Genomic DNA, 24,926 nt, shown 5'->3' on the forward strand with positions numbered 1-24,926 from the left:
GAGTAAACGATGGCGAAACTGCATGATTTTTACAAAGATACAGTTGTAGCAGATCTTCAAAAGAAGTTCGGTTATAAAAGTGTCATGCAAGTCCCTCGGATTGAAAAGATCACCCTTAATATGGGTGTTGGTGAAGCTATTTCTGATAAAAAAGTTTTAGAACACGCCACAAATGATCTTACTGCAATCTCAGGTCAAAAGCCGGTCACGACAGTAGCACGCAAATCAGTTGCGGGCTTCAAAATTCGTGAAGGCTATCCTATTGGTACGAAAGTAACTCTACGCGGCGAGCGTATGTGGGAATTTTTAGAGCGTTTAATCTCTATCTCAATTCCTCGTATCCGTGACTTCCGTGGCTTAAACCCTAAGTCATTCGATGGTCGTGGTAATTACAGCATGGGCGTTCGTGAGCAAATCATCTTCCCTGAAATCGATTATGATAAAATCGATAAAATTCGCGGATTAGATATCACTATTACTACTAGCGCGAAAGATAACGAAGAAGGACACGCTTTATTGTCTGCCTTCAATTTCCCGTTCAAGAAGAAGGTGTAGAGTTATGGCTAAATCGTCAATGAAAGCTCGTGAAGCTAAACGTACAAAACTAGTAGCTCAGTACGCTGAAAAGCGTCGTGCGTTAAAAGAAATCATCTCAAGTCCAGAGTCTTCTGAAGAAGATCGTTGGGATGCGGTATTGAAACTTCAAAGTTTACCTCGTGATTCTTCAAGTAGCCGTCAACGTAATCGTTGTAATGTTACGGGTCGTCCACATGGTTTCTTACGTAAATTCGGCTTAAGCCGTATTAAGTTGCGCGAAGCAACAATGCGTGGTGAAGTTCCAGGTCTTAAGAAAGCTAGTTGGTAATTCACGGGAGTAAATGGTTATGATGACTGATCCTATCGCGGACATGTTTACACGCATCCGCAACGGTCAATCTGCAGCAAAAGTTGCAGTAACAATGCCGTCTTCAAAGTTAAAAGTTGCAATTGCTAACTTACTTAAAGAAGAAGGTTATATTTCAGACTACTCAGTAGCAGGCGATGTAAAGCCAGAGCTATCTGTTGAGTTGAAATATTTTGAAGGTAAAGAAGTAATTGAAACGATCAAGCGTGTTTCACGTCCTGGTCTTCGTATATACAAAAGCTGTGATGAACTTCCTAAAGTTCTTGCCGGCATGGGTATTGCGATAGTTTCTACTTCTAAAGGTTTGATGACGGATCGCGCCGCTCGCTCTGCGGGTATTGGCGGTGAAGTTCTTGGTTTCGTAGAGTAAGGAGTACATTATGTCTCGTGTTGCAAAAGCACCTGTCGCTGTTCCTGCTGGCGTTACCGTAACGTTATCAGGTCAAGACATCACAGTTAAAGGTCCAGTAGGTGAATTATCACGTACGATTCACAGTTTTGTTGCGGTTTCTCAAGAAGAGAACCAAATCATTACTAATATCGCATGCGATGAAAGAACTGCATGGGCACAAGCCGGTACTGCACGCGCTTTAATCAATAATATGGTTGAAGGTGTTAGTAAAGGTTTTGAAAAGAAATTAGTTTTACAGGGTGTTGGTTACCGTGCAAAAGCTGCTGGTAAATCATTAGATTTATCTTTAGGTTTTTCACACCCAATCAAACACGCAATTCCTGAAGGAATTACTGTTGAAACTCCTAGCCAAACTGAAATCACACTGAAAGGTTGTGATAAACATTTAGTTGGTCAAACCGCAGCGAACATTCGTGCATACCGTAAACCAGAGCCTTATAAAGGTAAAGGTGTACGTTACGCTGATGAATACGTTCGTCGTAAAGAAGCTAAGAAGAAGTAGGGTAATACTATGGATAAGAAAACATCTCGTTTGCGCAGAGCTAAACGCTCTCGTGCAAAAATCAGCGAGTTGGGTGCGAATCGTTTAGTCATATTCCGTACTCCTCGTCACATTTACGCTCAACTAATCGCGCCAACTGGTAGCGAAGTGATTGCCTCTGCGTCTACTTTAGACAGCGAAGTAAAAGCGCAAGTTGAAAAAACAGGTAATGTTGCAGCAGCAACTGCAGTAGGTAAAGCAATTGCTGAGCGTGCTGTAGCCAAAGGCATCTCTAAAGTTGCTTTTGATCGCTCAGGCTTCCTTTACCATGGTCGCGTTAAAGCATTAGCAGAAGCAGCTCGCGAAGCTGGTCTTCAGTTCTAGGGGTTGATAATGGCTAATCATAATCAAGAAAACACACAACAAAGTGATATGGCTGAAAAGCTAATCGCCGTTAACCGCGTATCTAAAGTGGTTAAAGGTGGTCGTATTTTCAGTTTCACCGCATTAACAGTCGTTGGTGACGGTAATGGTCGCGTTGGTTTTGGCTACGGTAAAGCACGTGAAGTGCCTGCTGCTATTCAAAAAGCAATGGAAAAAGCGCACCGTAACATAGTAACAGTTGACTTGAAGGGTACAACTCTTCAACACGCTATCAAAGGCCGTCATTCTGGTTCTAAAGTTTACATGCAACCAGCTTCTGAAGGTACAGGTATCATCGCCGGTGGCGCGATGCGTGCAGTACTTGAAGTTGCAGGCGTTCAGAACGTATTGTCAAAAGCATACGGTTCTACTAACCCAATTAACGTAGTTCGCGCTACTGTTTCTGCTTTGACGAATATGCATTCGCCTGAAAGCATGGCAGCTAAACGTGGCAAAAGCGTTGATGAAATACTGGGGTAATTCAGCATGTCTAAAACAGTTAAAGTAACACAAGTAAAAAGTTCTATCGGTCGTTTACCGAAGCATAGAGCTACATTAAAAGGCCTTGGTCTACGTCGTATCAATCACACAGTTGAGTTAGAAGATACTCCATCTGTGCGTGGTATGATTAACAAGGTTTACTATATGGTTAAGGTGGAGGATTAATTATGCATTTAAATACTTTATCCCCTGCACCGGGATCGAATAAAGCTAAGAAACGCTGTGGTCGTGGTATTGGTTCTGGTATCGGCAAAACAGGTGGTCGTGGTCACAAAGGTCAGAAGTCTCGTTCTGGCGGTAGTGTACGTCCTGGTTTTGAAGGTGGTCAGATGCCATTGAAACAACGTTTACCTAAGTTTGGTTTTACGTCACGTAAATCTTTAGTTCGCGCTGAAGTTCGTTTACATGAATTAAATCAAATTCAAGGTGATGTTGTTGATATTCACGCGTTAAAAGATGCTGGTCTAATCAGCCGTAACATTGAAACAGCAAAAATCATGCTGTCTGGCGAAATTACTCGCAAGATCACTGTTCGCGGTTTAGGCGTAACTAAAGGTGCTCGTGCAGCTATTGAAGCTGCCGGTGGTAACATCGAGGAATAATACAGATTATGGCTAAACCAGGATTGGACGCTTCTCAAAAGGGAAGTAAGAGCGCAGGCGGTACGTCTGAGCTTAAACAAAGATTATGGTTCGTATTCATAGCATTAGTCGTGCTACGTTTAGGATCATTTGTACCAATCCCTGGTATTGACGCCGCTGTATTAGCTCAGTTCTTTGAACAACAAAAGGGCACCATTGTAGAAATGTTTAACATGTTCTCTGGTGGTGCACTTGAGCGAGCCTCAGTATTGGCCCTTGGTATTATGCCGTACATTTCGGCTTCAATTATTATGCAGCTTATGACGGTTATGACACCGAAGTTTGCCGAGCTTAAGAAAGAAGGTGAAGCAGGACGACGTAAAATCAGCCAGTACACACGTTACGGCACACTAGTTCTAGCAACAGTTCAGTCGATCGCGATTGCCAGAAGTTTACCAGAAATGATGCAAGGCTTAGTTATGAATGCTGGCTTTGGTTTTTATTTCACTGCAGTAGTTAGTTTGGTTACCGGTACTATGTTTTTAATGTGGTTAGGTGAGCAAATTACTGAACGCGGTATTGGTAATGGTATCTCGATTATTATTTTTGCTGGTATTGTTGCTGGCATGCCGTCAGCTGTTGGTCAAACGGCAGAGATGGCGCGTCAAGGTGAATTGCACCTATTAGTATTATTGCTTATTGGCGTTGTGGTATTTGCAGTAACTTTCTTAGTGGTATTTGTAGAACGTGGTCAACGACGTATTGTTGTTAACTATGCTAAACGTCAGCAAGGCCGTAAGGTTTTCGCTGCACAAAGCACGCATTTACCCTTGAAAGTAAATATGGCTGGGGTTATCCCGCCTATCTTTGCCTCAAGTATTATCTTGTTCCCTGGCACGTTAGCGAGCTGGTTCGGTCAAGGTGAAGGTCCTGTGGCAGATTTCTTACAAGGTGTTTCTCAGGCGATGTCGCCAGGGCAACCTTTGTATGTATTGATGTTAGCTGCAGCAATAATATTTTTCTGTTTCTTTTACACGGCATTGGTTTTCAATCCGCGTGAAACAGCAGATAACTTGAAAAAGTCAGGTGCGTTCATTCCAGGGATTCGTCCAGGTGAACAAACATCCAAATACATAGATAAAGTAATGACGCGATTAACCCTAGCAGGTGCGTTATATATTACATTTGTCTGTTTGGTACCTGAGTTTATGATGATAGCATGGGACGTTCAGTTCTATTTTGGCGGTACATCATTATTGATTATCGTTGTTGTTATCATGGATTTTATGGCACAAGTACAAACGCATATGATGTCTCATCAATATGACAATGTACTTAAAAAAGCAAACTTAAAAGGCTACGGTCGATAGACTGAGTCAAAAAAAGTTAACGGAGTATAAAATGAAAGTACGTGCATCCGTAAAAAAGATTTGTCGTAACTGTAAAGTGGTTAAGCGTAAAGGCGTTATTCGCGTTCTTTGCTCAGAGCCAAAGCACAAACAAAGACAGGGCTAATCACCCAAGCAACGAGTTACAAGTTTAAGAATAAAACTTAGCTTAGTAATGAGTTAACGCTTAGATCTTTTTGAACTGGCATTATGCAGAATTTTCTGTATAATGCCGCTTCGATTTGCGAAAAAAGAGAATGGTTGGGTATCCTAACGGGCTTTCCAACCAAAGTAATTTTAATTATTAATAGGAGATGTGTTAGTGGCCCGTATCGCTGGCATTAACATCCCTGATCGTAAGCATGCAGTAATCGCCATTACTGCGATTTACGGTATTGGTGCTACACGTGCGAAAGCAATTTGTGCAGCTGCCGGTATTGAAGAATCAACGAAGATCAGTGAATTAGATGAAGCAAAAATTGATTTGCTTCGCGCTGAAGTGGACAAATTTACCGTAGAAGGTGATTTGCGCCGTGAAGTTTCAATGAACATTAAACGTCTTATGGATTTAGGTTGTTACCGTGGCATTCGTCACCGTCGCAGTCTTCCTCTACGTGGTCAACGCACTAAAACAAATGCGCGTACCCGTAAAGGTCCTCGTAAGCCAATTAAGAAGTAAGAGGAACTAGATAATGGCAAAAACACCAGTTCGTTCGCGCAAACGCGTAAAAAAACAAGTTGCTGACGGCATGGCTCATATCCATGCTTCTTTCAACAACACAATCGTGACTCTTACAGACCGTCAAGGTAATGCATTATCTTGGGCGACTGCAGGTGGTTCAGGTTTCCGTGGTTCACGTAAATCTACCCCTTTTGCTGCGCAAGTAGCTGCAGACCGCGCAGGCGCTACTGCAAAAGAGTTTGGCTTGAAGAATATTGAAGTGTTCGTTAAAGGTCCAGGTCCAGGTCGTGAATCTGCTATCCGTGCCTTAAATGCTGCTGGTTTTAAAATCACCAACATTACTGACGTTACACCTATTCCTCATAATGGTTGTCGTCCTCCTAAGAAACGTCGCGTTTAATCGCTTTTTTTTAGGATAGTTGGAGAAAGAAAATGGCTAGATATTTAGGTCCTAAGTTAAAACTTAGTCGCCGTGAAGGAACAGATTTGTTCCTTAAAAGCGGTGTTAGAGCAATTGACACTAAATGTAAAATCGAAACAATACCAGGTCAACATGGCGCCCGTCGCGGTCGTTTGTCAGACTATGGTGTTCAACTTCGTGAAAAACAAAAAGTTCGTCGTATTTATGGCGTACTTGAAAAACAATTCAGTAATTACTACAAAGAAGCTGCGCGTTTAAAAGGTAATACAGGTGAAAACTTGTTACAACTTTTAGAAACACGTTTAGACAACGTAGTTTACCGTATGGGCTATGCAAGCACTCGTGCTGAAGCTCGTCAATTAGTTAGCCATAAGGCTATCGTGGTAAACGGCGGCGTAGTAAATATTCCATCTTTCACTGTTAAAGCTGAAGATGTGGTTTCTGTTCGCGAAAAATCTAAAACTCAAGCACGTATTATTGCTGCTTTAGACTTAGCTGACCAACGTGAGAAGCCACTTTGGGTTGAAGTTGATAATAAAAAACTTGAAGGTACATTTAAACGTGTTCCAGATAGAGCTGACTTATCTGCTGAAATTAATGAACAGTTAATTGTTGAACTTTACTCTAAATAGTAAAGTTGCACTTTAAGAGAGGACATATATGCAGGGTTCTGTAACCGAATTCCTTAGACCACGAATGGTTGGTATTGAAACCCTTAGCCCTCGTCGTGCTAAGGTAACTTTAGAGCCATTAGAACGTGGTTTTGGTCACACTTTAGGTAATGCGTTACGCCGCATTCTTTTATCTTCAATGCCAGGTTGTGCTGTAACTGAAGTAGAAATTGATGGTGTATTACACGAATACAGTAGTAAAGAAGGTGTTCAAGAAGACATCATCGAAATATTGTTAAACCTAAAAGGGCTTGCTGTTTTATTAGAAGGCAAAAATGAAGCCGTTCTGACTTTAACTAAGTCTGGTGAAGGCCCTGTAACGGCAGCTGATATACAACATGATGGTGATGTAACTATTGCAAACCCAGATCATGTAATCTGCACTTTAACTGGTGAAGGTTCTATCAGTATGCGCATTAAAATTGAAACAGGTCGTGGTTATGTACCTGCTTCAGCGCGCCGTGATGCCGAGGAAGAAGATCGTGCTATTGGTCGTTTGTTGGTTGATGCCTCATTCAGTCCAGTAGTTAGAATTGCTTATGATGTAGATTCTGCACGTGTTGAACAACGTACAGATTTAGACAAATTAGTTTTAGATATGGAAACCAATGGTACATTGGATCCGGAAGAAGCTATCCGTCGCGCTTCAACTATTTTAGCTGAACAGCTAGATGCGTTTGTAGAACTTCGTGATATTAAAGAAGTTGAGCAAGTGGAAGAAAAACCATTGTTTGACCCAATCTTGCTTCGTCCTGTAGATGATTTAGAGCTAACTGTTCGTAGCGCTAACTGTTTAAAAGCAGAGGCAATTCAATATATTGGTGATTTAGTACAACGTGCTGAAGTTGAGCTTCTTAAAACGCCTAATTTAGGTAAGAAGTCATTAACTGAAATTAAAGACGTGTTAGCGTCACGTGGTTTGTCTCTAGGTATGCGCCTAGAAAACTGGCCACCAGAAAGCATCGTTGACAACGACTAGTTCGATCATCGTTTTTTTAATAGTTTTTTAAGAAGGATTAACACATGCGTCATCGTCAAAGTGGTCGCCAGTTAAACCGTAATAGCAGTCATCGCCAAGCGATGTTCCGCAATATGGCAAGCTCTTTAGTTAAGCACGGCGTTATTAAAACGACTGTAGCTAAAGCTAAAGAACTACGTCGCGTTGTAGAGCCTTTGATTACATTGGCTAAAACCGACAGTGTTGCAAATCGTCGTTTAGCATTTGCTCGTACACAAGACAAAGAAGTAGTAGGTATTTTATTTAACGAACTTGGTGAACGCTACCAAGAACGTCCAGGTGGTTACACGCGTATTTTAAAATGCGGTTTCCGTACTGGTGATAAAGCGCCTATGGCTTACGTTGAATTAGTAGACCGTCCAGCAGTTGAAGAAATTGTTGAAGAAGTCGAAGAATCAGCAGAAGCTTAAACCCACGTTTAAGTTTCACTCTGTGATAGAATTAAAAAACCGAGCTTAGGCTCGGTTTTTTGTTACTTGACCTTAATGGAATTACCCCGTATAAAATAGCTATCTTTTTTATTGAGCTAGTTTTATGTCTTCAAGAAACCCTATTATTGCTATTACTGGTTCATCTGGCGCTGGTACGTCCACCACTACCGCTGCGTTTGAACATATATTTCGCACGCTAGGGATAAACTCAGTCAATGTTGAAGGCGATAGTTTTCACCGATTTTCTCGCCAAGAGATGGACCTAGAAAAGCGAAAGGCGAAAGAGATCCGCGCTAATATAAGTTATTTTGGTGATTTAGCGAATGATTTTGGCGCTTTAGAAAAACTTTTTTGTAGTTATGGTGAAACTGGCAGAGGGATGATGAGGCGCTACTTACACACCTTTGACGAGGCCGTGCCTTATAACCAAATGCCAGGTACGTTTACCCCATGGGAAGAATTAGGCGAAGGCACTGATCTTTTATACTATGAAGGCCTCCATGGCGGTGTTGTTACCGCCGATAATGATGTTGCTCAGCATGTAGATCTACTGATTGGTATGGTGCCTATTGTTAATTTGGAATGGATACAGAAAATTATCCGCGATACCAAAAAGCGCGGTCATAGCCGTGAAGCAGTAACCGCGAGCATTGTCCGAAGCATGGAAGATTATATTTCATTTATCACACCACAGTTCTCTCGTACCCATATTAACTTTCAACGGGTGCCAACCGTTGATACTTCTAACCCATTTAGCGCAAAAGCGATCCCGACTTTAGACGAAAGCTTTGTGGTGATAAGGTTCCGCGAAGTTAAAAATGTCGATTTTCAATATTACCTTCGTATGATTGATGGTGCATTTATGTCACGCGTAAGTACCATGGTTGTGCCTGGGGGTAAGATGGGTTTAGCAATGGAGTTAATCTTGACCCCGCTGATCCGTGATCTCATGGAAAGAAAAAACCAAGCGAACAAACAGCTCGACTGGATGAGCGATTTATAAGCTTAATGGTAAACGAGTATAGCCAGTGTAAGTTTACGTGTTGCTAGCATTCTATAATAGTATAGTCATGGGTAATACTCACTTTACCGCACAGCATGAGTGCCACTGAACAATATTTGTCAGCAGACAAAGCCACAGCGCGCTGTACGTGGTTTTCTTTAATGTTGTGTCCGGTGATCACAAAGTGCAAATGAATAGCTGAAAACAATTTAGGCACGGTTTCAACGCGAGTACCATTAATTTCAACCTCACAATTGTTAATTTGTTGGCGAGCTTTTTGTAATATACTTACCACATCAACCGAAGAGCAACCGCCTAAAGACATCAGAATGTTTTCTAAGGGACTGGGCGCTAAATTACCGCCATTAGCATCGATCATTAACGTATGACCACTCTCTGAAGTGCCGAGAAATAGCTCTTCACCAAGCCATTTAACTTGTGCTTTCATTGTTGAACTCTCTTATCGTAAAAAAGGGCATTTTAATTAATTTGTGATGTTTGCAATAGCAAATCAGCTTTTTATGGCACTATTAATATGTGTATCAAATAAATTTTTGATTAATGATGCAAACTCGCTAATAAAGCTATGTTGCTGCTGGGTAACGGGCTTATTAATAACACCGGATAATATTTCTTGTAGGTCATGAACTATTGCATCACATTCACGAATAATAGTATTGCGTTGGTTAAATGACAGAATTTTATTTTGCCCGCAAACTGACATTATTTGCTCGCTTAGTTCACTTTCTATCACGGACAAGACAGAGCTGCTTTGGTAATGATCGGTAGTTGAGTTTTCAAATAAACATAAGTGCTCTGTTAAATATTCAATTATGTGAATGTAACCCTCGTTATCAATAATCATTCTAATATCGTGTTGCACTTCTATACAAAACCGCATTGTATCAGGTCTAGTGATCAACACGCAAAAAATAGTTACTTTGAAAAATGAAAAATGAAAAATGAAAAATGAAAATTGAAGCAGTATTAAGTCTTGTTCATAATTCAGTACAGCAGTAATTGTAAAATAATTGTAATATTTTTGTTTATGGGCTGTTTTGTTTTAGCATTTTAGTTTAGTCTGTTTTCAACAAAGAAATTAATAATAAATAAAATAAGCAAATTTGCTACTCACAATGAGCAAGCAAAGCTATTGAAGGAGTTTTAATCAAAATGAAAAAATCACTTATTGCAAGTTTTGTTGGTGCCGCACTTTCTGTTACCGCACTAGGTAGTGTTGCCGCAAATACAACTGATGCTCAAACATTTAAAGCATCAGGTAAAAGCAAATTACCTACCAATGTTTTATCACAACAACAGACTCAAACTAATACTGTCAGCGGTATGGCCAATCAGTATGATGCAAAATTAGGTAAAACTACTTTTGCATGGGCCAGTAAAAATATCGTTAAACCCAATGTTGGCGCTATTGCTATAGCGCATCAAAACGCTTTTGCAGCAGACTTTTATTTGAAGCAATTAACAGGTCTAAATAAAGCTAACCAGAGTTTAGCTAAACCTGTTTTAGCAAATATTCATGATTTAGGACGCGGCGCAAAAATTGCTAAATACAAGCAAGAAGTCGCAGGCGTTGAAGTATTTAATAGTGAATACAATATTATGATGAATCGTAACTTTGATTTAGTTGCCTCATCTGGGTATTTTTTAGGAAAAACGGCGAGTCGCTCGGCAGCATCAGTGCTTAAAAACATTGATAGTGCGTTCGGTAACAGTGCTAAGTCAGTAAGTGCTGCATTTTCGGCAATGGGCGGAGATAGCAGCGCTGTCAGCGTAGTTGCAAAAGCTTCAACGGATAAATTCGATAAGTTTTCTGTAGACAACATGTCAACAGCTAAACAATTAGTTGGTGAGCCTCGAGCTAAAAAAGTATTCTTTGAGCATAAAAACACATTAGTTGCTGCTCATTATGTTGAGCTTGAAACTGCTGATATTAATAGTCTCGATTCAGAATATTATGCGTATGTTATATCGGCAAAAACCGGCGAAGTTTTATTTAAAAAGAATTTAACTAGCCATGCCGCAGACTTTAATTACCGGATTTATGCTGATGCAAATGGTAAACCTTGGGATAGCCCTCATGGTAATGTGATGCCAGCACCAGCAGGTAGCGATGAAGATGCATATTTAACCGCAGCGTACCTAGATGCCCCGTTGGTTTCATTGAGTCACGGCCCTATTAGTACAAAAGATGCATGGTTGGCTGATGATGCCACTACTACCGCAGGTAACAATGTTACTGCTTACGTTGATGCTGTTGCTCCACAAGGTTTTACCAACGGCGATTATATGGCTGAAGTGACCAGCGCCAATACCTTTGATTATCCATATGATGACACGGAAGCTGAATACTCAGTCAATAACCGAAAAGCTGCCATCGTGAATTTATTTTTAATGAATAACTATTTACATGATGATTTTTACGCCCATGGCTTTGATGAAGCATCAGGAAACGCTCAAGCACTAAACTATGGTCGTGGTGGTGTTGAAGGAGATGCATTAAATGTAGAGGTTCAAGACAATTCGGGTTTTGATAATGCCAATATGTCTACCCCTGCAGATGGCGCTTCTCCACGTATGCAGATGTACCTTTGGGAAACGACTCAAGCAGAAAACGGCGTTGATTATGGTGTAACAGCTACCTCTCATTCATCTATTGGTTTATTGGATGGCGTAAGGCTTTCAAGTTTTGGTCCTAAGGTCTTTGATGTTTCAGGTAGTTTGATCCGTATTGAAGATGGAACAGATCCAGTAAGAGATGGCTGTGAAGCTGCGACAAATGGCGCGGACCTAGTTGGCAAAATCGCCATCATAGATCGTGGTGCGTGTAATTTCACCGTGAAAGTTAAAAATGCCCAAGAAGCGGGAGCTATTGCTGTTTTAGTAGCAAATAATAAAGATGGTGATGATCCTGCACCTATGGGTGGAAGTGATGATACTGTCACAATACCTAGCATGGGCATTTCAGAAAATCAGGGTGCCGCCATTTATGCTTTATTAGATGCTAATCAAAGCGTTTCTATCAAGATGTTTAGAAACGATCTAACACGGGTGTTTAAAGATAGCTCTTGGGATAATGCTATTGTTGCCCATGAATGGGGTCACTATATCAGTAATCGTTTAGTGGGTAATGGCTCAGGTTTAAGTAGTAACCAAGCAGGCTCAATGGGTGAAGGTTTTGGTGATTTCCATGCGCTATTATTTGCTTCAGATGCTGATGACAACTTAGTCGCAGGTAACGAAAACTATGCTGGTGGCTACGGTGATACTACCTACGTTGCTAGCTTCGTTAATGGTATCCGCCAATACCCCTACTCAACCAATATGGAGATAAACCCATCTACTTTTGCTGATGTTGAAGCGGATCCAGAAGTTCATGGTTCAGGGGCTGTATATGCCTCAATGCTATGGGATAGCTTTATTGCCATGGTTAATGACGAACGTCATACTTTTGATGAAGCAAAAAGCTTGATGAAAGATTATCTTGTGGCGAGTTATAAGATGATGCCAATGGCTCCGACCTTCACCGAAGGGCGTGATGCGCTATTGGCAGCCGCATACGCGAATGATCAAGAAGATTATAAGTTAATCTTAGCAGCCTTTGCACGTCGTGGTATGGGCTTAGGCGCTGTTTCGCCAAGTCGTTTCTCAACAGATCACGCAGGTGTTGTTGAGTCGTACAAAACTGACCTAGATACTTTTTCTGTTACCGCACATAAGGTTGACACCAACTATGCAGGCTTAACTTCGGGTTACTGTTCAAATGATAATATTTTAGATAAAGGAGAAACAGGTACGGTTAGTTTTTCTGTCTATAATGGTGGTAATGCAGCTCTTAGCGGTGTAAGCGGTACTGTAGTAGCCGAAAGCGGTCATGATGTTACATTTGCTAATGATGGCGTTGTGACCTTAGGTGATATAGCTATGTTTGGTTCAGCTACGAGTGCGCCTATCGAATTTACCTTAAATGATGCAGGAGTAGGTGACGAACTAGTGCTTAAGTTTGTGCCTGATCTTGATGGTGGAGTTGAAGCCGCGGAATATGAGCTATCAATAACAACAAATGTTGACTTTGTGGCTCGAGAATTAGTAGGTAGCTCACAAGTTGAAGACTTTAATACTCTGTCTCGTCTACATGATTTCACTGAAAATGTTATTGATGGTGGTGATCTGGCAACAGGTACTTGGGGTCTAGATCAATGGGATGCAACGGACGGCATGATTTCGGCCACAGCCAATAGCTTCACCTCTGATGTTGCTTATCAAACCCGCCCAATGGCAGTTGGCTTTGATGGTGATTATACTATTAGCTTCTGGCATTTATATAACATTGAAGAAGGTTATGATGGCGCTGTAGTAGAAGTAAGTATCAATGGTGGTGAATGGGCCGATGTCACAGAAGTGGGTGCTGTGTTCTTAGGCGATGGATATACTGATGTAGGGTTAGAACATACAGAAGCGGTTATTGCTGAACGTCCAATGTTCTCAGGCACAAACTACGGTATGGAAACTATTAGTTTTGGTGAGTCTATTAACGGTAACCAAGTACAATTCCGTTTCCGTTTAGCAACAGATTCCGCCTTTGTACCTGAACCTTTTTCTGGTTTTAGTGCAGGTTGGTACATTGATGATATGACTTTTACCAATACTCAAACGAGTATTTTCTCAGATGTTGTTGCAGGTGACAGCTTTGCTTGTAATAACCGCTTACCAATGGTGACGATAGCAGATAGCGTTTTATCGCAAACGGTCAATGAAGGCGCTAATGTGGTATTGACAGCAGAAGCCGTTGATCCTAATGGTGATGCGTTAACTTATACTTGGGCAGAAACCACAAATACTGGAGTGACTATCACGGGTGCTGATACAGCTAATGCTAGCTTTACTGCACCGGCTGTGGCCTCAGGTTCAACTTCAGTTGAATTAACCTTAACGGTTAATGATGGTACAGATTCTGTCGTAAGCAATGTGTCTGTTACAGTTAAAGACATTCCAGCACCAGTGACGCCACCCGCTAAAAAATCTAGTGGTGGCTCTACTTCTTGGTTAGCATTGTTGTTATTACCATTAGCACTTTTACGTCGTCGTAAGTAGTCTGGTTTATTGTTATTATTAAAAAGCCAGCGATTTCGCTGGCTTTTTCAATTTAGAGGGAAGAATAAATGAACAATAAACATAGGCTACTTATAGGGTTTTGTATGGTTGCTACTGTTGTTTCATGTTCGCAATCTGAGCCTGACAACGTATCAGAAAACAACAATCGTCAGCAACAGGTGCAAACACCTGTTAAGGATAATAGTCCAAGTAAACCGATAGCAATAAAAGCTACAAAACACAATGTGATAAAACCGAATTTATCGGGTAAAACGACTATCTCGGTAAATGGTGATAAATTTATTGTCGAAGGAGGAAATCTTCGCAAGGGTAGCAGGGTGCGAAGCATTCATATGTCAGAATATGGCACCGTTACTGGTGCATTTGTAGTCGTAGCAAAGCCAGGAAAAATACCGAATTTATCTTTTAAACGCAAAACCAAAATAGCGAAAGATACCTTTAGAGTAATCCCAACAAAAACAGATGACTTAATGAGTATTTATCATGAATTATTATTAAATGAGTCTATTTCTATTGTTGAGTTAGAAATAAGTTATCAAGGCAAAAAGAGTGATGCCGCTCACTACTAGTGTTTGCGAGATAAGAAAGCCAGTACCAAAGGCAATACTGGCTTAAGTGTTAATCCCATTTATGCAGCATGGGTACTTTCAAATATTTTATCAGCAGAAGCTGCAACAAACCCACTATAAAGCTCACCGTTTTCTTGTGGGTAGCGCTTAGCGAATTCATAGAAACAGCTTGGAATTTCCATGGTTTTATCGCTAAATTCAACCTTAGCATTATCAGCGAGAGTTGATGATTGCTCTAGCATAACCGCTAAATTACCTTTAATTTCACCACCAGCGGTATTTAAATGATAACCAGATTTTTTTAAGGTCGCGTTAACCTCAGTGATCTCATCGAACTTATTTAAATGGTTAATGCTTACGGTAAAGTGGTTTGCTCTATAGCCCCAAGCAGCCAACCAAGCAGCATACTCACTTGCCTTTAGTAAGGTTTTATATTCATTGCTGCTAACTTGCCAAGTTCGTCCAGAATAAAGAAAGTTTGCTTGCTCGCTAATATTATCAGGCAGTTGTTTAACTAAACCATGGATTATAGCTTGGACATCAGCTGGAAATTCCTCGACACGTAGTTCACTGATAAATACCTTAGGTAAGGTGCTATCGCTGTGCTCAAAATGCTTAGCGGTGAGTTTTTTTTCAGGAAAATCATACTCCCCACATTCAGTGTAGCCAACTGCTAATAGCTGACTTGCAAGCTTAGTTAAATTGACCTTATCGAGGTTAAAGGTTCGATAAGCTACGTGATCATTGATCACATCTGCGCCGTCGCCTAAAAGTTGGTGAATTTCATTAGCTGATGGGGTTACGGCTAAATATTGTTGCCAAATATTATTAAAAAGATGAGAGACTTGTGCTGTCATGATATATCCTTTGGATTATAAGTAGAGGTAAAAAACTTCAAAAGAGGGCGGTAGAGAGTGAAGGCTAAAATTTTCCAAGGGGATATTTGGGTGACAACAAACGCTACCACCAAAAACTATATTTGATCGATATTCTTAAAGAAGCAGGGGCGTAAGCCCGCTGCTCTTTTGTTTACTAAAGTATGCGTGTGTTTAAGGAGCATAGTTACAGTGTGATACCTGGGCTTAAAGTAGCGGGTAAGCTAACTTTTTCTGCTTCAACTGAGGCAATTGGATAAGCACAGTAATCAGCCGCATAAAATGCGCTGGCTCTGTGGTTACCACTAGCCCCAATACCACCAAAAGGTGCGGCGCTGCTTGCACCCGTAATGGGTTTGTTCCAGTTAACAATACCTGCACGAATGCGAGTAAAAAAGTGGTTGTACAGATCTTCACTATCACTCAATAGACCAGCAGACAAGCCAAAGCCAGTATTGTTACCTTCATTAATGGCTTCATCAAAATCGCTATAACGATATACTTTTAATAAAGGACCAAAGTATTCTTCATCAGGTACTTTAGCGACAATATTAGTGACATCAACAATGCCTGGAGAAACAAAGCCTGTATTTGCCTCTAAGTGCTTTAATTCAAGTAGTGAACTTGCCCCTAAATCGAGTAATTTTTGCTGTGCAGCCACTAAGCCTAACGCTGCTTTTTCAGAGATCATCGCGCCTAAGAAGGGTTGTTGTTCATCATCATAATAGCCAATTGTGAGCGCTTTGGTTGCTTCAATTAATTTGGCAATAATGCGATCGCCTTGTTCGCCTTCTTCGATGAATAAGCGACGAGCACAAGTACAACGTTGACCGGTAGTCACAAAGGCAGATTGAATAATGTCGTGGACAACGGCATTAATGTCGCTAACATCTTTAACGATCAGCGGGTTGTTACCACCCATTTCAAGCGCTAAAATTTTACCCGGTTGGCCTGCAAATTGTTGATGCAATAAATGCCCTGTTGCTGAGCTACCTGTGAAAAATAGACCATCGATCATTTTGCTGCCTGCTAAGGCTTTACCGGTTTCTATTTCACCTTGAACAAGATTGATAACGCCGTCTGGTAGGCCAGCAGCTTGCCAAATTTTTAACATTTCTTGTGCAACTTTAGGCGTTAATTCACTGGGTTTAAATACAATGGTATTGCCGGCGATAAGTGCTGGAACTATATGTCCATTGGGTAAATGTCCAGGGAAATTATATGGGCCAAAAACCGCCACAACACCATGAGGTTTGTGGCGAATAAAAGCTTTTGCACCGGGCATTGGGTTTTCTACAGTACCCGTTCGTTCTTTATAAGCATTAAGGGATATATTTATTTTCCCAATCATAGCACCAACTTCGCCTAAGGTTTCCCAGCGAGGTTTTCCTGTTTCTAAGGCAATAGTGTTAGCGAGTGCCTCTTTATTTTCGCCCAGTAATTCGGCATATTTGCTGACAATACTAACGCGCTCATCAAAGCTACGAGTTGACCAAGATTCAAAGGCAGTTCGTGCACTGCTAATCGCCTGCTCTACTTGCTCAGGAGACGCCGTTTTTCCTTGCCAGATAACTTCGTTGCGAGCAGGATTTAGTGAAACAATCTCGTGCCCTAATCCGGCTTGCCATTGACCATTAATTAATTGAACATCAGACATATATTTATTCCTATTTGTTAGGCTATTAATTGCTTAGCAGACGAACCCAGTCGCCTTGCTCTACCTGTAATGCTTGGGCAACATCGCTTGTAAGTACCACTTGGTTAGCGGTTTCTCTGGGTGATAATTTAACTTGTGTTGCTCTAAAATCTGCTACTTTTGTATTGCAGACAATGTATTTTTCGCTGTTTTCGTTGCCACAAGAATCATCAATTAATACTTGATACTTACTACTTTCGCGAACGGCTCTTATTTGATTACGATCTGCTTCAACAGTTGGTCCTGCATCAAAAATATCAACATAACCACGGCGTGAAAAACCTTCAGCGGTTAGCAAGCGCAAAGCAGGCACGGTATTTTTGTGGACTTTATTGATGACTTGCTGTGCTTCTTTTGTTAATAGGCTGACATAAACCGGGTATTTAGGCATTAATTCAGCGATGAAATCTTTATTACCAATGCCGGTTAAATAATCAGCTTTGGTAAATTCAATAGATAAGAAGTGTTCTTCAAGCCAATCATAAAAAGGTGATTGACCGTTTTCATCACTCACACCGCGCATTTCAGCAATAACACACTCTGAAAATCGCTCGGTATGCTCAGCGATAAATAAGAATCGACAACGCGACAAGAATCGGCCATTACCATCTTTGCGATGGCTCTCTTGTAAAAATAGCGTGCATATTTCAGTTGCGCCAGTGTAATCATTACAAAGCGAAAGTGTTTCAACGGTATTGTGAATATCTAATTCTCGTGAACTATGAACAACCTTGCCTAAATGATAATGATAAAAAGAATTATCTAAGCCAACAGCAGCTTCAATACCTGAAGTGCCAACTACTTGCCCCGTTTGGGTATCTTCCATCACAAACAGGTAGCCTTGATTGCCAGGTTCACTGACTTGACTATTAAACGATGTTTGTGAATGATCAATGCGTTTTTTTAAAATATCTTCATTCACCGGCAGTGACGTAAAGCCATGGCCTGATTCAATTGCAATGCGATATAAATCGTCATAATCAGTTGTTTTAATAGGGCGGATGATAATCATAAATAGCTCTCGAAGATTAGAATACAGCCTTATTAACTTGTGAATGTTCACATATTAATAAGGCAATGCTATTGTGCGTTTTAATTAAGACACAATTTTAGCGACAGCTTTCTCAAAGCGTGCTAAACCTTCAGTAATATCTTCTTCAGGGATGATAAGTGAGGGGGCAAAACGAATAATATTAGCACCGGCAACTAAGGTCATAACACCTTCAGCCATGGCTGCTACTAAGAAGTCTTTTGCTCTACCTTGGTATTTATCATTTAATACCGCACCAAGTAGTAAACCTTTACCACGAATTTCTTTAAATACGTCATACTTAGCATTAATGGCATTTAAGCCATCAATGTATTGTTGAGATTTAGTTTTAACAGCCGCTAATACTGTGTCATCAGTAATGATATCCATCACTGCTTCTGCTACAGCACAAGCTAGCGGGTTGCCTCCATAGGTACTGCCATGCGTACCAATAACTAAATGCTTGGCGATGTCAGTAGTCGTTAGCATTGCACCAATAGGGATACCGCCACCGAGTCCTTTAGCAGAGGTTAAAATATCTGGCGTAACACCCAGATCCATATAGGCATATAAAGCTCCTAATCGACCTGCACCTGTTTGCACTTCATCAAAGATCAATAATGCGTTGTGTTCATCACATAATTCGCGAACCCCCTGAATAAATTCAGGCGTTGGTGAGACGATACCACCTTCGCCTTGTAGAGGTTCAATCATAATAGCGCAGGTTTTATCTGAAATTAAGGCTTTAACGCTGTCTAGGTTATTATATTCAGCATGCACAATGTCGGCAGGTCTTGGGCCAAAACCTGCAGAGTACGCTTCTTGACCACCCACAGTGACGGTAAAGAAGGTACGACCGTGAAAACCTTGCTTAAAGGCGATGATTTGTGTTTTTTGCTCACCAAATTCATTTAGCGCCCAACGACGAGCCAGCTTTAACGCACTTTCGTTTGCTTCAGCACCGGAATTTGCAAAATATACCTTTTCTGCAAAAGTATTATCGACTAATTTTTTCGCTAAACGCAAAGCTGGTTCGTTGGTCATTACATTTGATAAATGCCAAATTTTTTCACCTTGGTCTTTTAATGCGCCTACAAGTGCCGGATGGCAATGACCTAAACAATTTACGGCAATACCACCAGCAAAATCGACATACTCATTGTTTTGTTGATCCCATACTCGAGAGCCTTGGCCACGAACTGGAATAACAGCTGAAGGTGCGTAGTTAGGCACCATGACTTCATCAAATAACTCGCGATTTACAGAAAATTGTTCTGACATTTATAATTCCTCAAAATTGACTGGCTTATGTATATTGCTCACACTGACTGAGTATATGTAAAATATCTATTTATGCTATTTATACCAATCTCACTAACTATGTGATCATTTCTACTGGTTAAAACAACCAACTACGGCGTTATTTATTTAACAATTAGAACAACTAGTTATTAAAATAAATGCCTTGTATTTCGCTGTTTTTCCTGCGTATAAAATAGATCACCTAATTAATGAAACTGGTATTATTTCAGTCAGTGCTTAAATAATAGAAGATGATTATGACAGGAAAAAGCCGGATTGTCTTGCCTGAAAGTGCTGCAGGCTTTTAAAAATAAAGGGTTGAGGAGTTTTATTCAAATTAACTGAATATTTATTGCTAGGTAAAAAAAACCAAAAAGAGACATTGGTATACAGTAGTGAGCTAGTTGAAAAAAAATGCACTAATGATGCTTTTCATAAATAATCAAAAAAAAATTCATCAAAATTGCTAAAAGCTAGTTGAATTTTAACTTTATATGGTCGATATCACTTTTTTTGAGTAAGGAAATCTCAGCTTTTGTTAATTTTGCCGCTTGAAATAATGCTAGCGTTTCGTGCTCTGTGATCAATTTGGCTTTGGCAAGGCTACGATAATCAACATAAACCTTAGCTTTAGTTACTATTTGCGCTAAAGGTGACATTTTGTCTAATGATTCAGTATACGCTAAGTCAAACATGGCTTCAGTAATAGGTAAGCGATCAAAATTCATCAATTCAATAAGTTCAGCTGAAAGTTGACTACTACGCAAAGTTAACTGTTCAAGCAGCAACTCAGGCGAGCTTTCTATTTTTGTTAAAATATTATGTAAACGCTTATCTTTAGCGTTAAACGCATCCGTTAACTCTTGCTTATACATTTTGTTATAGGTACTTAAAAAACAGCGAGTTATGGCTAATTTGCCAATATTTGACAGCATGCCAGTTGCAAACGCAGCATAACCATTAATTCCTGTGTGCTCGGCTAGTGCTTGCGAGGCTAATGCTATTGATAAGCTGTCATTCCAAAGCTTACGCTTCATCATACTAAACGGCGCGGTGCTGTTTGGTAACCAATGTTTAAGAATAAAGGTGGGCATTACCAGTTTTAAGTTATCTAGGCCGATATAGCTTAGCGCTAGTTTAGCATCACTCACTTGAACATCTGCACGCTTTCGGTATTGAGGTTTATTGACTAAACTAATTAAGTCAGTTGCTAACCATGGCAATGAAGTTGCTAAAGGTTTTATTTTGTTTATTGAAGTTGCCCGCAATGCTAGTAGCTCTAAAATAGTGGGAGCTTCCTCTTCTATATTCAGTACCTTGTTATATAAATAAGCTTTGTTATCAAATTGTTCATTCACTTGCTTATTTACTTGGGCAAAAAAGGTTGCCATTACTTGTTGGCGAAAATGCTCTTCTCCATGCGCCGCAACTATTTTTGCTTGTTGGGCTTTTACTTCAACGGACAATAATTGTCGACGACGATTTTCTTGTTCACTTCCTTGAAAGGTCACAATATCGACTTTACCACGGCTTTTCTCAGCAAAATCTTTACTAATAGATAAGCTGATTGCTTGTTGGCGAATGGCAGAGATGGAGTCGTTACTGTTAAAAAATTGCATAGGATTTGATTATCTCTCACAACACATTGATTATAATGGTTTGAGTATATTTATAACGTATAAAGCAAAAGGCTTATTCTAAGGTTATCGGTCTAGGTTATCAAAGCATTAATGCGATAAACGCGTATTTCTTATTTTTTTTATTCTGTGTTAAGAGGAGGACATTGCAAGAAAATTCTTTAGCAATGCGTGACCTTGTTCAGTTAACACCGATTCTGGATGAAATTGTACGCTGCAAAGTGCTAATGTCTTGTGCTGTAAAGCCATAATTTCATCATGATTTCCCTGCTCATCTAAGCTCCAAGCACTGACAATAAAATCATCACTGAGGCTGTTTTTATCAACAATTAATGAATGGTATCGAGTTACTTGCAATGGAAGGTTAAGTTGTTGAAATAGGCCTGAGCCGTTATGGGTAATTTGACTGGTTTTACCGTGCATTAATTGTTTAGCTTTTATTATTTTAGCACCAAAATGTTGGGCGATGCATTGATGGCCGAGACAGACACCAAGTAATGGTATTTTGCCGGCAAAATGTTCAACTACCTCGAGCGAGATACCTGCGCTGTCAGGATCGCAGGGGCCGGGAGAAATCACTAAGTACTCTGGTTGCAACGCTGTTATTTGCGCAAGGGTAATCTCATCATGACGAAAAACAGCCACCTCTTGTCCTAGTGCTTGAAAGTAGTGCACTAAATTAAAGGTAAATGAGTCGTAATTGTCGATCATTAATAACACTATGGGTAAGCCTAACCATGAAAACCGCGGCTATTCTAATCGTTGGCAAATAACAATTCACGCATTATTTTCTTATTTGCTAATACCCGTTTCTGTTGGTGCTTTTTTTGATAATAAAAAAAGGGTCAAACTTTCGTTTGACCCAAAATGAGTAACTTAATGTTTATAAGCGTATTATCCGGTTAGAATTTTGCTTCTAACCATACCCATAACTTGTCAGCATCTACTTTAACTAGGTCGTCATTGTAATCGCTGGCATTGTATGCTGCATATTTGATACCTGCTTTGAAGGTTTTGTTGATTGCTTTTGCATAAACCACATCAATTTCTGAGCCTAAATCATCAATTGCATTGGTTGAATCATCAGCGGCGAAGTCATGAGCAACTATTTTCCATGAACCACCAGCAAGTTTACCGCCAACAGAAACATAAATATCTTGCAAACCTTGGGCTGGTGTACCTAAAAACTGATCAGCCCAACCATTAAATTTATGCAATGTTGCTAATGGCGTTGCAAAACCATATTCACCATCATCTGAGCCGAGTAGTTCATAACCCACTTTAACATTGATCTTCTTAATAGATGTACCTGCTTCTACGGCAAAGTAGTTTGCCGACTTATCAGCAGTATCGTTATCTTGGCGAGCAAATTCAGCTGAATAGGTCACTTTGTTTTCTTTTATGGTAGTGGCACCAGCATAACGAACACCTAAGGTATTAATTTCTGCACCACCAGTTTTATCTTCTTCTAATAAGTACGCATAACCCGTGATGGTACCCGCTTTAGTTTTGTGTGAAATATTTAGCAAATGATCTTTTGCATCCACGTCTTTTTCATCAGAAAAAATACGATTGCGCTTTGCTAGATAAGCATAAGAAACTTTGGTGGCTTCATTTAACTGATAGCCTAAGGTTAATGCATCAAAGGTTTGTCTATCTTGACGCCAGCCGACATGGCCAACAAAACGATGGTTATCCATAGTGATTACTTGACGACCCAATTTACCGGTTAACTTACCTTCTTTATAGGCAATATAGGCTTGATCAAGTTCTGTGTGATCAGGATCGGCAATTACAGAGTAACCTGCTCCTTCTCCGGTTGCATCGTTGTAGTCATCAACTAACGAGGTTGAGTTTTCAAGTTCAACAGCCGCAGAAAATCCTTTGAACATACCGGTCGTGTAGTTTATCCGAGTACGTAATGTTAATGCATCAGCATTTTTTAACGCGTTATCTTGATCTACGGCTTCATAACGTAAATTTAAGTTCGCTGATAATGTGCCATCAGTGATTGCAGATGCCAAGTCTGAATCAGCGGCAAAAGCTGAAGGAGCGGATAAGATAGCAGCAGTAACTAGGGAGAGGGCGAAATTAGTTTTATTCATATTTTTTGCTTTCATAGTAATGTTCCAGTGTTAAGTTTTATAATTTAAGAAAAACGTTAGTACCTTTGTTTTTATGATTATATGTACTCTAATGAGCTAATTCTCACACCCTGTCAGATTTTAAAAGTTGATTTATATCAACGTCTCAAGCTAACTTCTACTAGAGAAACTATATGTTGATTTACGTCAAGATTTATCGACTTTAGTCTAAATTATCGATATATTTTTGTTATGTGGTTTACGAAAATGAAATATAATTACCAAGGGTGACAATTGTAGAAATAGCACGGTGAGGTTGAGGTTTCTTTTGGGGAACGCACTGTTTTTTGCTTAGAACCGCAATACTCAGGTAAAAATATTGCGCTATCAAAAAGCTCGTAAGGCAAATGCTGTATGTTGATTACTGCAAAATACTAGTGAAGATTATTCATGCTTAATTACCACATCACTCTTGGCAGTAGCCGAGCAACATAAAATATAGCCTTGTTGAACTTCTTGTGCAGTCAAACCATCACTGGTTGTTTGATGTACTTCACCACTGATAAGCTTTGCTTTACACCGACCACACATACCTGCCCGACAAGAGTATGGCAGTATTAACCCGGCATCTTCACCATTTTCTAGTAAGGTTTTTGGGTTATTCTTGACATCAGGAATTGCATAATCTTTTTGCCATTTGTCAAAATGCACAGTTGCCTTTTTTCGAGAGGTTTTAGTGGTTGATGCGTTATTGTTTGCAAAAGCCGTTATTGTTTTTTCTTTTTTTAAATTATCCGCTTGATGTTGTACGTTGGTTTGTTCAACAGCAAAGGTTGGCGGTTCTTGCTGGCTTATAACGGTTAATTTATCTCCCACTTTTATCTGACCACTATTAAGTGGTATCAAGTTTTGGCCAAAGAGTATTTCACCATCACTGGTTTTTCGAAATGATTTAAGTGTATGTAAAGGTTGCTGTTGAAAATGCTTTTCACCTGTATTTGGATTAACCGTGGTCAATATACAACGCTCGCAAGGCTTGCTTACCATAAATTCAACTTCGCCAATACGAATATGCAACCAACCGTCCTCAGCAAAGGGTAGGCAGTTATCTACCACTATGTTTGGGCGAAATTGTGACATGAGTACGGCTGGCTGTTGATTGTTGGCAAGACGATGGTTAAGTGAGTCTAATGATGCTTGAGAGATTAATAGCAACGGATAACCATCAGCAAAAGCGAGCTGTCGTGAGATCTTGCTCGATGCCTTTTTTTCTCGCAACGACTTTTGACCAAAAAACAGTAACTGACACGGGCGTTTTAAGTATTCACTAAACCAAGCATTGGCTGCTTCAGTGCAACTTTGTCCTGATATTTCATCGCCCCATACTGTGACGTTTTGATAGTGTTCACTAAATTCGTCATAATTGAGTGTTAAGGTTGGCATATTCGGCGCTGATAGTATTAGGCCTTGCTCGGTTAACCTTGTTTGCACTATGCATAAAGTTGGCTCTACTCTCGCGGTGATAAATTGCCCTGAAAGATCGGCTATAACAAAGCGTCGATCAAAGGCTAAGCCTCTAGGCTCTACATCAGTCTGCAGCAAGCGAATGCCCTGCGTTGATTTAATGGGGTATATATGAAGACTGCTTACTGTGGTTACTGACATCTTTTATCCAATACTTTTT

Annotated in this window: 28 protein-coding genes; 18 read left to right on the top strand and 10 right to left on the bottom strand. The window is 40.2% G+C overall.

Annotated elements, in window-relative coordinates; all coding sequences use genetic code 11:
* Positions 1 to 9: 9 nt before the first annotated feature.
* The 16 genes from rplE to ABXG98_RS06920 all read left to right on the top strand — a co-directional run bounded on the left by rplE (position 10) and on the right by ABXG98_RS06920 (position 8,916).
* Positions 10 to 555 carry a 50S ribosomal protein L5 gene (rplE, locus tag ABXG98_RS06845; RefSeq protein WP_353537947.1) on the top strand — a complete coding sequence of 182 codons (546 nt, stop codon included), beginning with the start codon at positions 10 to 12 and terminating at the stop codon, positions 553 to 555.
* A 4-nt stretch (positions 556 to 559) separates the two neighbouring features.
* Positions 560 to 865, top strand: coding sequence for a 30S ribosomal protein S14 (rpsN, locus tag ABXG98_RS06850; RefSeq protein WP_353537948.1), 306 nt, complete (start codon positions 560 to 562; stop codon positions 863 to 865).
* A 19-nt stretch (positions 866 to 884) separates the two neighbouring features.
* Positions 885 to 1,274 (top strand): 30S ribosomal protein S8, encoded by a 390-nt coding sequence (rpsH, locus tag ABXG98_RS06855; RefSeq protein WP_502901541.1) that lies wholly within the window; start codon positions 885 to 887, stop codon positions 1,272 to 1,274.
* Positions 1,275 to 1,284: 10 nt separating this feature from the next.
* On the top strand, positions 1,285 to 1,818 hold the full coding sequence (gene rplF, locus ABXG98_RS06860; RefSeq protein ID WP_353537950.1) for a 50S ribosomal protein L6: 534 nt from the start codon (positions 1,285 to 1,287) through the stop codon (positions 1,816 to 1,818).
* 9 nt (positions 1,819 to 1,827) lie between these two features.
* A complete protein-coding gene (gene rplR / locus ABXG98_RS06865) occupies positions 1,828 to 2,181 on the top strand; it encodes a 50S ribosomal protein L18 (protein ID WP_353537951.1) in 354 nt (117 codons plus the stop codon).
* Positions 2,182 to 2,190: 9 nt separating this feature from the next.
* A complete protein-coding gene (gene rpsE, locus ABXG98_RS06870) occupies positions 2,191 to 2,700 on the top strand; it encodes a 30S ribosomal protein S5 (protein WP_353537952.1) in 510 nt (169 codons plus the stop codon).
* Positions 2,701 to 2,706: 6 nt separating this feature from the next.
* Positions 2,707 to 2,886 carry a 50S ribosomal protein L30 gene (gene rpmD, locus ABXG98_RS06875; RefSeq protein WP_353537953.1) on the top strand — a complete coding sequence of 60 codons (180 nt, stop codon included), beginning with the start codon at positions 2,707 to 2,709 and terminating at the stop codon, positions 2,884 to 2,886.
* Between the two features lie 2 nt (positions 2,887 to 2,888).
* A complete protein-coding gene (gene rplO, locus ABXG98_RS06880) occupies positions 2,889 to 3,323 on the top strand; it encodes a 50S ribosomal protein L15 (protein WP_353537954.1) in 435 nt (144 codons plus the stop codon).
* Positions 3,324 to 3,331: 8 nt separating this feature from the next.
* Positions 3,332 to 4,672, top strand: coding sequence for a preprotein translocase subunit SecY (secY, locus tag ABXG98_RS06885; protein WP_353537955.1), 1,341 nt, complete (start codon positions 3,332 to 3,334; stop codon positions 4,670 to 4,672).
* 31 nt (positions 4,673 to 4,703) lie between these two features.
* Positions 4,704 to 4,817, top strand: a complete 114-nt coding sequence (gene rpmJ, locus ABXG98_RS06890; protein ID WP_130603190.1) for a 50S ribosomal protein L36 — start codon at positions 4,704 to 4,706, stop codon at positions 4,815 to 4,817.
* A 195-nt stretch (positions 4,818 to 5,012) separates the two neighbouring features.
* A complete protein-coding gene (rpsM, locus tag ABXG98_RS06895; protein ID WP_242287332.1) occupies positions 5,013 to 5,369 on the top strand; it encodes a 30S ribosomal protein S13 in 357 nt (118 codons plus the stop codon).
* 13 nt (positions 5,370 to 5,382) lie between these two features.
* Entirely contained in the window at positions 5,383 to 5,772 is a 390-nt protein-coding gene (rpsK, locus tag ABXG98_RS06900) for a 30S ribosomal protein S11 (RefSeq protein WP_114325558.1), read from the top strand.
* A gap of 32 nt (positions 5,773 to 5,804) precedes the next feature.
* Positions 5,805 to 6,425, top strand: coding sequence for a 30S ribosomal protein S4 (rpsD, locus tag ABXG98_RS06905; protein ID WP_242287331.1), 621 nt, complete (start codon positions 5,805 to 5,807; stop codon positions 6,423 to 6,425).
* Positions 6,426 to 6,453: 28 nt separating this feature from the next.
* On the top strand, positions 6,454 to 7,443 hold the full coding sequence (locus ABXG98_RS06910; RefSeq protein ID WP_353537956.1) for a DNA-directed RNA polymerase subunit alpha: 990 nt from the start codon (positions 6,454 to 6,456) through the stop codon (positions 7,441 to 7,443).
* Between the two features lie 44 nt (positions 7,444 to 7,487).
* The gene (gene rplQ, locus ABXG98_RS06915; protein ID WP_353537957.1) at positions 7,488 to 7,892 is read left to right on the top strand and encodes a 50S ribosomal protein L17; all 405 of its coding nucleotides are present in this window, start codon (positions 7,488 to 7,490) and stop codon (positions 7,890 to 7,892) included.
* A gap of 124 nt (positions 7,893 to 8,016) precedes the next feature.
* Positions 8,017 to 8,916, top strand: coding sequence for a phosphoribulokinase (locus ABXG98_RS06920; RefSeq protein WP_353537958.1), 900 nt, complete (start codon positions 8,017 to 8,019; stop codon positions 8,914 to 8,916).
* A gap of 43 nt (positions 8,917 to 8,959) precedes the next feature.
* On the opposite strand, the gene ABXG98_RS06925 is transcribed toward ABXG98_RS06920, so the two are convergent.
* Positions 8,960 to 9,364: an OsmC family protein gene (locus ABXG98_RS06925; RefSeq protein WP_353537959.1), complete on the bottom strand. Its 405-nt coding sequence runs from the start codon at positions 9,362 to 9,364 to the stop codon at positions 8,960 to 8,962.
* 63 nt (positions 9,365 to 9,427) lie between these two features.
* Complete coding sequence (locus ABXG98_RS06930; RefSeq protein WP_353538004.1) at positions 9,428 to 9,781, bottom strand: DUF3802 family protein; 354 nt, start codon at positions 9,779 to 9,781, stop codon at positions 9,428 to 9,430.
* A gap of 308 nt (positions 9,782 to 10,089) precedes the next feature.
* Here ABXG98_RS06930 and ABXG98_RS06935 point away from each other — a divergent pair, with 308 nt between their 5' ends.
* Together ABXG98_RS06935 and ABXG98_RS06940 are read left to right on the top strand one after the other, a co-directional pair.
* Positions 10,090 to 14,028: a rhombosortase-dependent M36 family metallopeptidase gene (locus ABXG98_RS06935; RefSeq protein WP_353537960.1), complete on the top strand. Its 3,939-nt coding sequence runs from the start codon at positions 10,090 to 10,092 to the stop codon at positions 14,026 to 14,028.
* Positions 14,029 to 14,096: 68 nt separating this feature from the next.
* Complete coding sequence (locus tag ABXG98_RS06940) at positions 14,097 to 14,618, top strand: hypothetical protein (protein WP_353537961.1); 522 nt, start codon at positions 14,097 to 14,099, stop codon at positions 14,616 to 14,618.
* Positions 14,619 to 14,677: 59 nt separating this feature from the next.
* On the opposite strand, the gene ABXG98_RS06945 is transcribed toward ABXG98_RS06940, so the two are convergent.
* The 8 genes from ABXG98_RS06945 to ABXG98_RS06980 form a co-directional block, all read right to left on the bottom strand.
* Positions 14,678 to 15,475 (bottom strand): DUF1338 domain-containing protein, encoded by a 798-nt coding sequence (locus tag ABXG98_RS06945; RefSeq protein WP_353537962.1) that lies wholly within the window; start codon positions 15,473 to 15,475, stop codon positions 14,678 to 14,680.
* 205 nt (positions 15,476 to 15,680) lie between these two features.
* Positions 15,681 to 17,150, bottom strand: coding sequence for a succinylglutamate-semialdehyde dehydrogenase (gene astD / locus ABXG98_RS06950; RefSeq protein WP_353537963.1), 1,470 nt, complete (start codon positions 17,148 to 17,150; stop codon positions 15,681 to 15,683).
* Between the two features lie 25 nt (positions 17,151 to 17,175).
* The gene (gene astA, locus ABXG98_RS06955) at positions 17,176 to 18,201 is read right to left on the bottom strand and encodes an arginine N-succinyltransferase (protein ID WP_353537964.1); all 1,026 of its coding nucleotides are present in this window, start codon (positions 18,199 to 18,201) and stop codon (positions 17,176 to 17,178) included.
* An 84-nt stretch (positions 18,202 to 18,285) separates the two neighbouring features.
* Entirely contained in the window at positions 18,286 to 19,500 is a 1,215-nt protein-coding gene (locus ABXG98_RS06960; RefSeq protein WP_353537965.1) for an aspartate aminotransferase family protein, read from the bottom strand.
* Positions 19,501 to 19,994: 494 nt separating this feature from the next.
* Positions 19,995 to 21,140, bottom strand: a complete 1,146-nt coding sequence (locus ABXG98_RS06965; protein WP_353537966.1) for an HDOD domain-containing protein — start codon at positions 21,138 to 21,140, stop codon at positions 19,995 to 19,997.
* 150 nt (positions 21,141 to 21,290) lie between these two features.
* Positions 21,291 to 21,878: an anthranilate synthase component II gene (locus ABXG98_RS06970; RefSeq protein ID WP_353537967.1), complete on the bottom strand. Its 588-nt coding sequence runs from the start codon at positions 21,876 to 21,878 to the stop codon at positions 21,291 to 21,293.
* A gap of 182 nt (positions 21,879 to 22,060) precedes the next feature.
* Positions 22,061 to 23,278, bottom strand: coding sequence for an alginate export family protein (locus ABXG98_RS06975; RefSeq protein WP_353537968.1), 1,218 nt, complete (start codon positions 23,276 to 23,278; stop codon positions 22,061 to 22,063).
* A 408-nt stretch (positions 23,279 to 23,686) separates the two neighbouring features.
* Positions 23,687 to 24,907 (bottom strand): YcbX family protein, encoded by a 1,221-nt coding sequence (locus tag ABXG98_RS06980; RefSeq protein ID WP_353537969.1) that lies wholly within the window; start codon positions 24,905 to 24,907, stop codon positions 23,687 to 23,689.
* Positions 24,908 to 24,926: the final 19 nt, after the last annotated feature.

Source organism: Colwellia sp. KU-HH00111 (assembly GCF_040362745.1).
In the GTDB taxonomy this organism is placed as follows: Bacteria; Pseudomonadota; Gammaproteobacteria; order Enterobacterales; family Alteromonadaceae; genus Colwellia.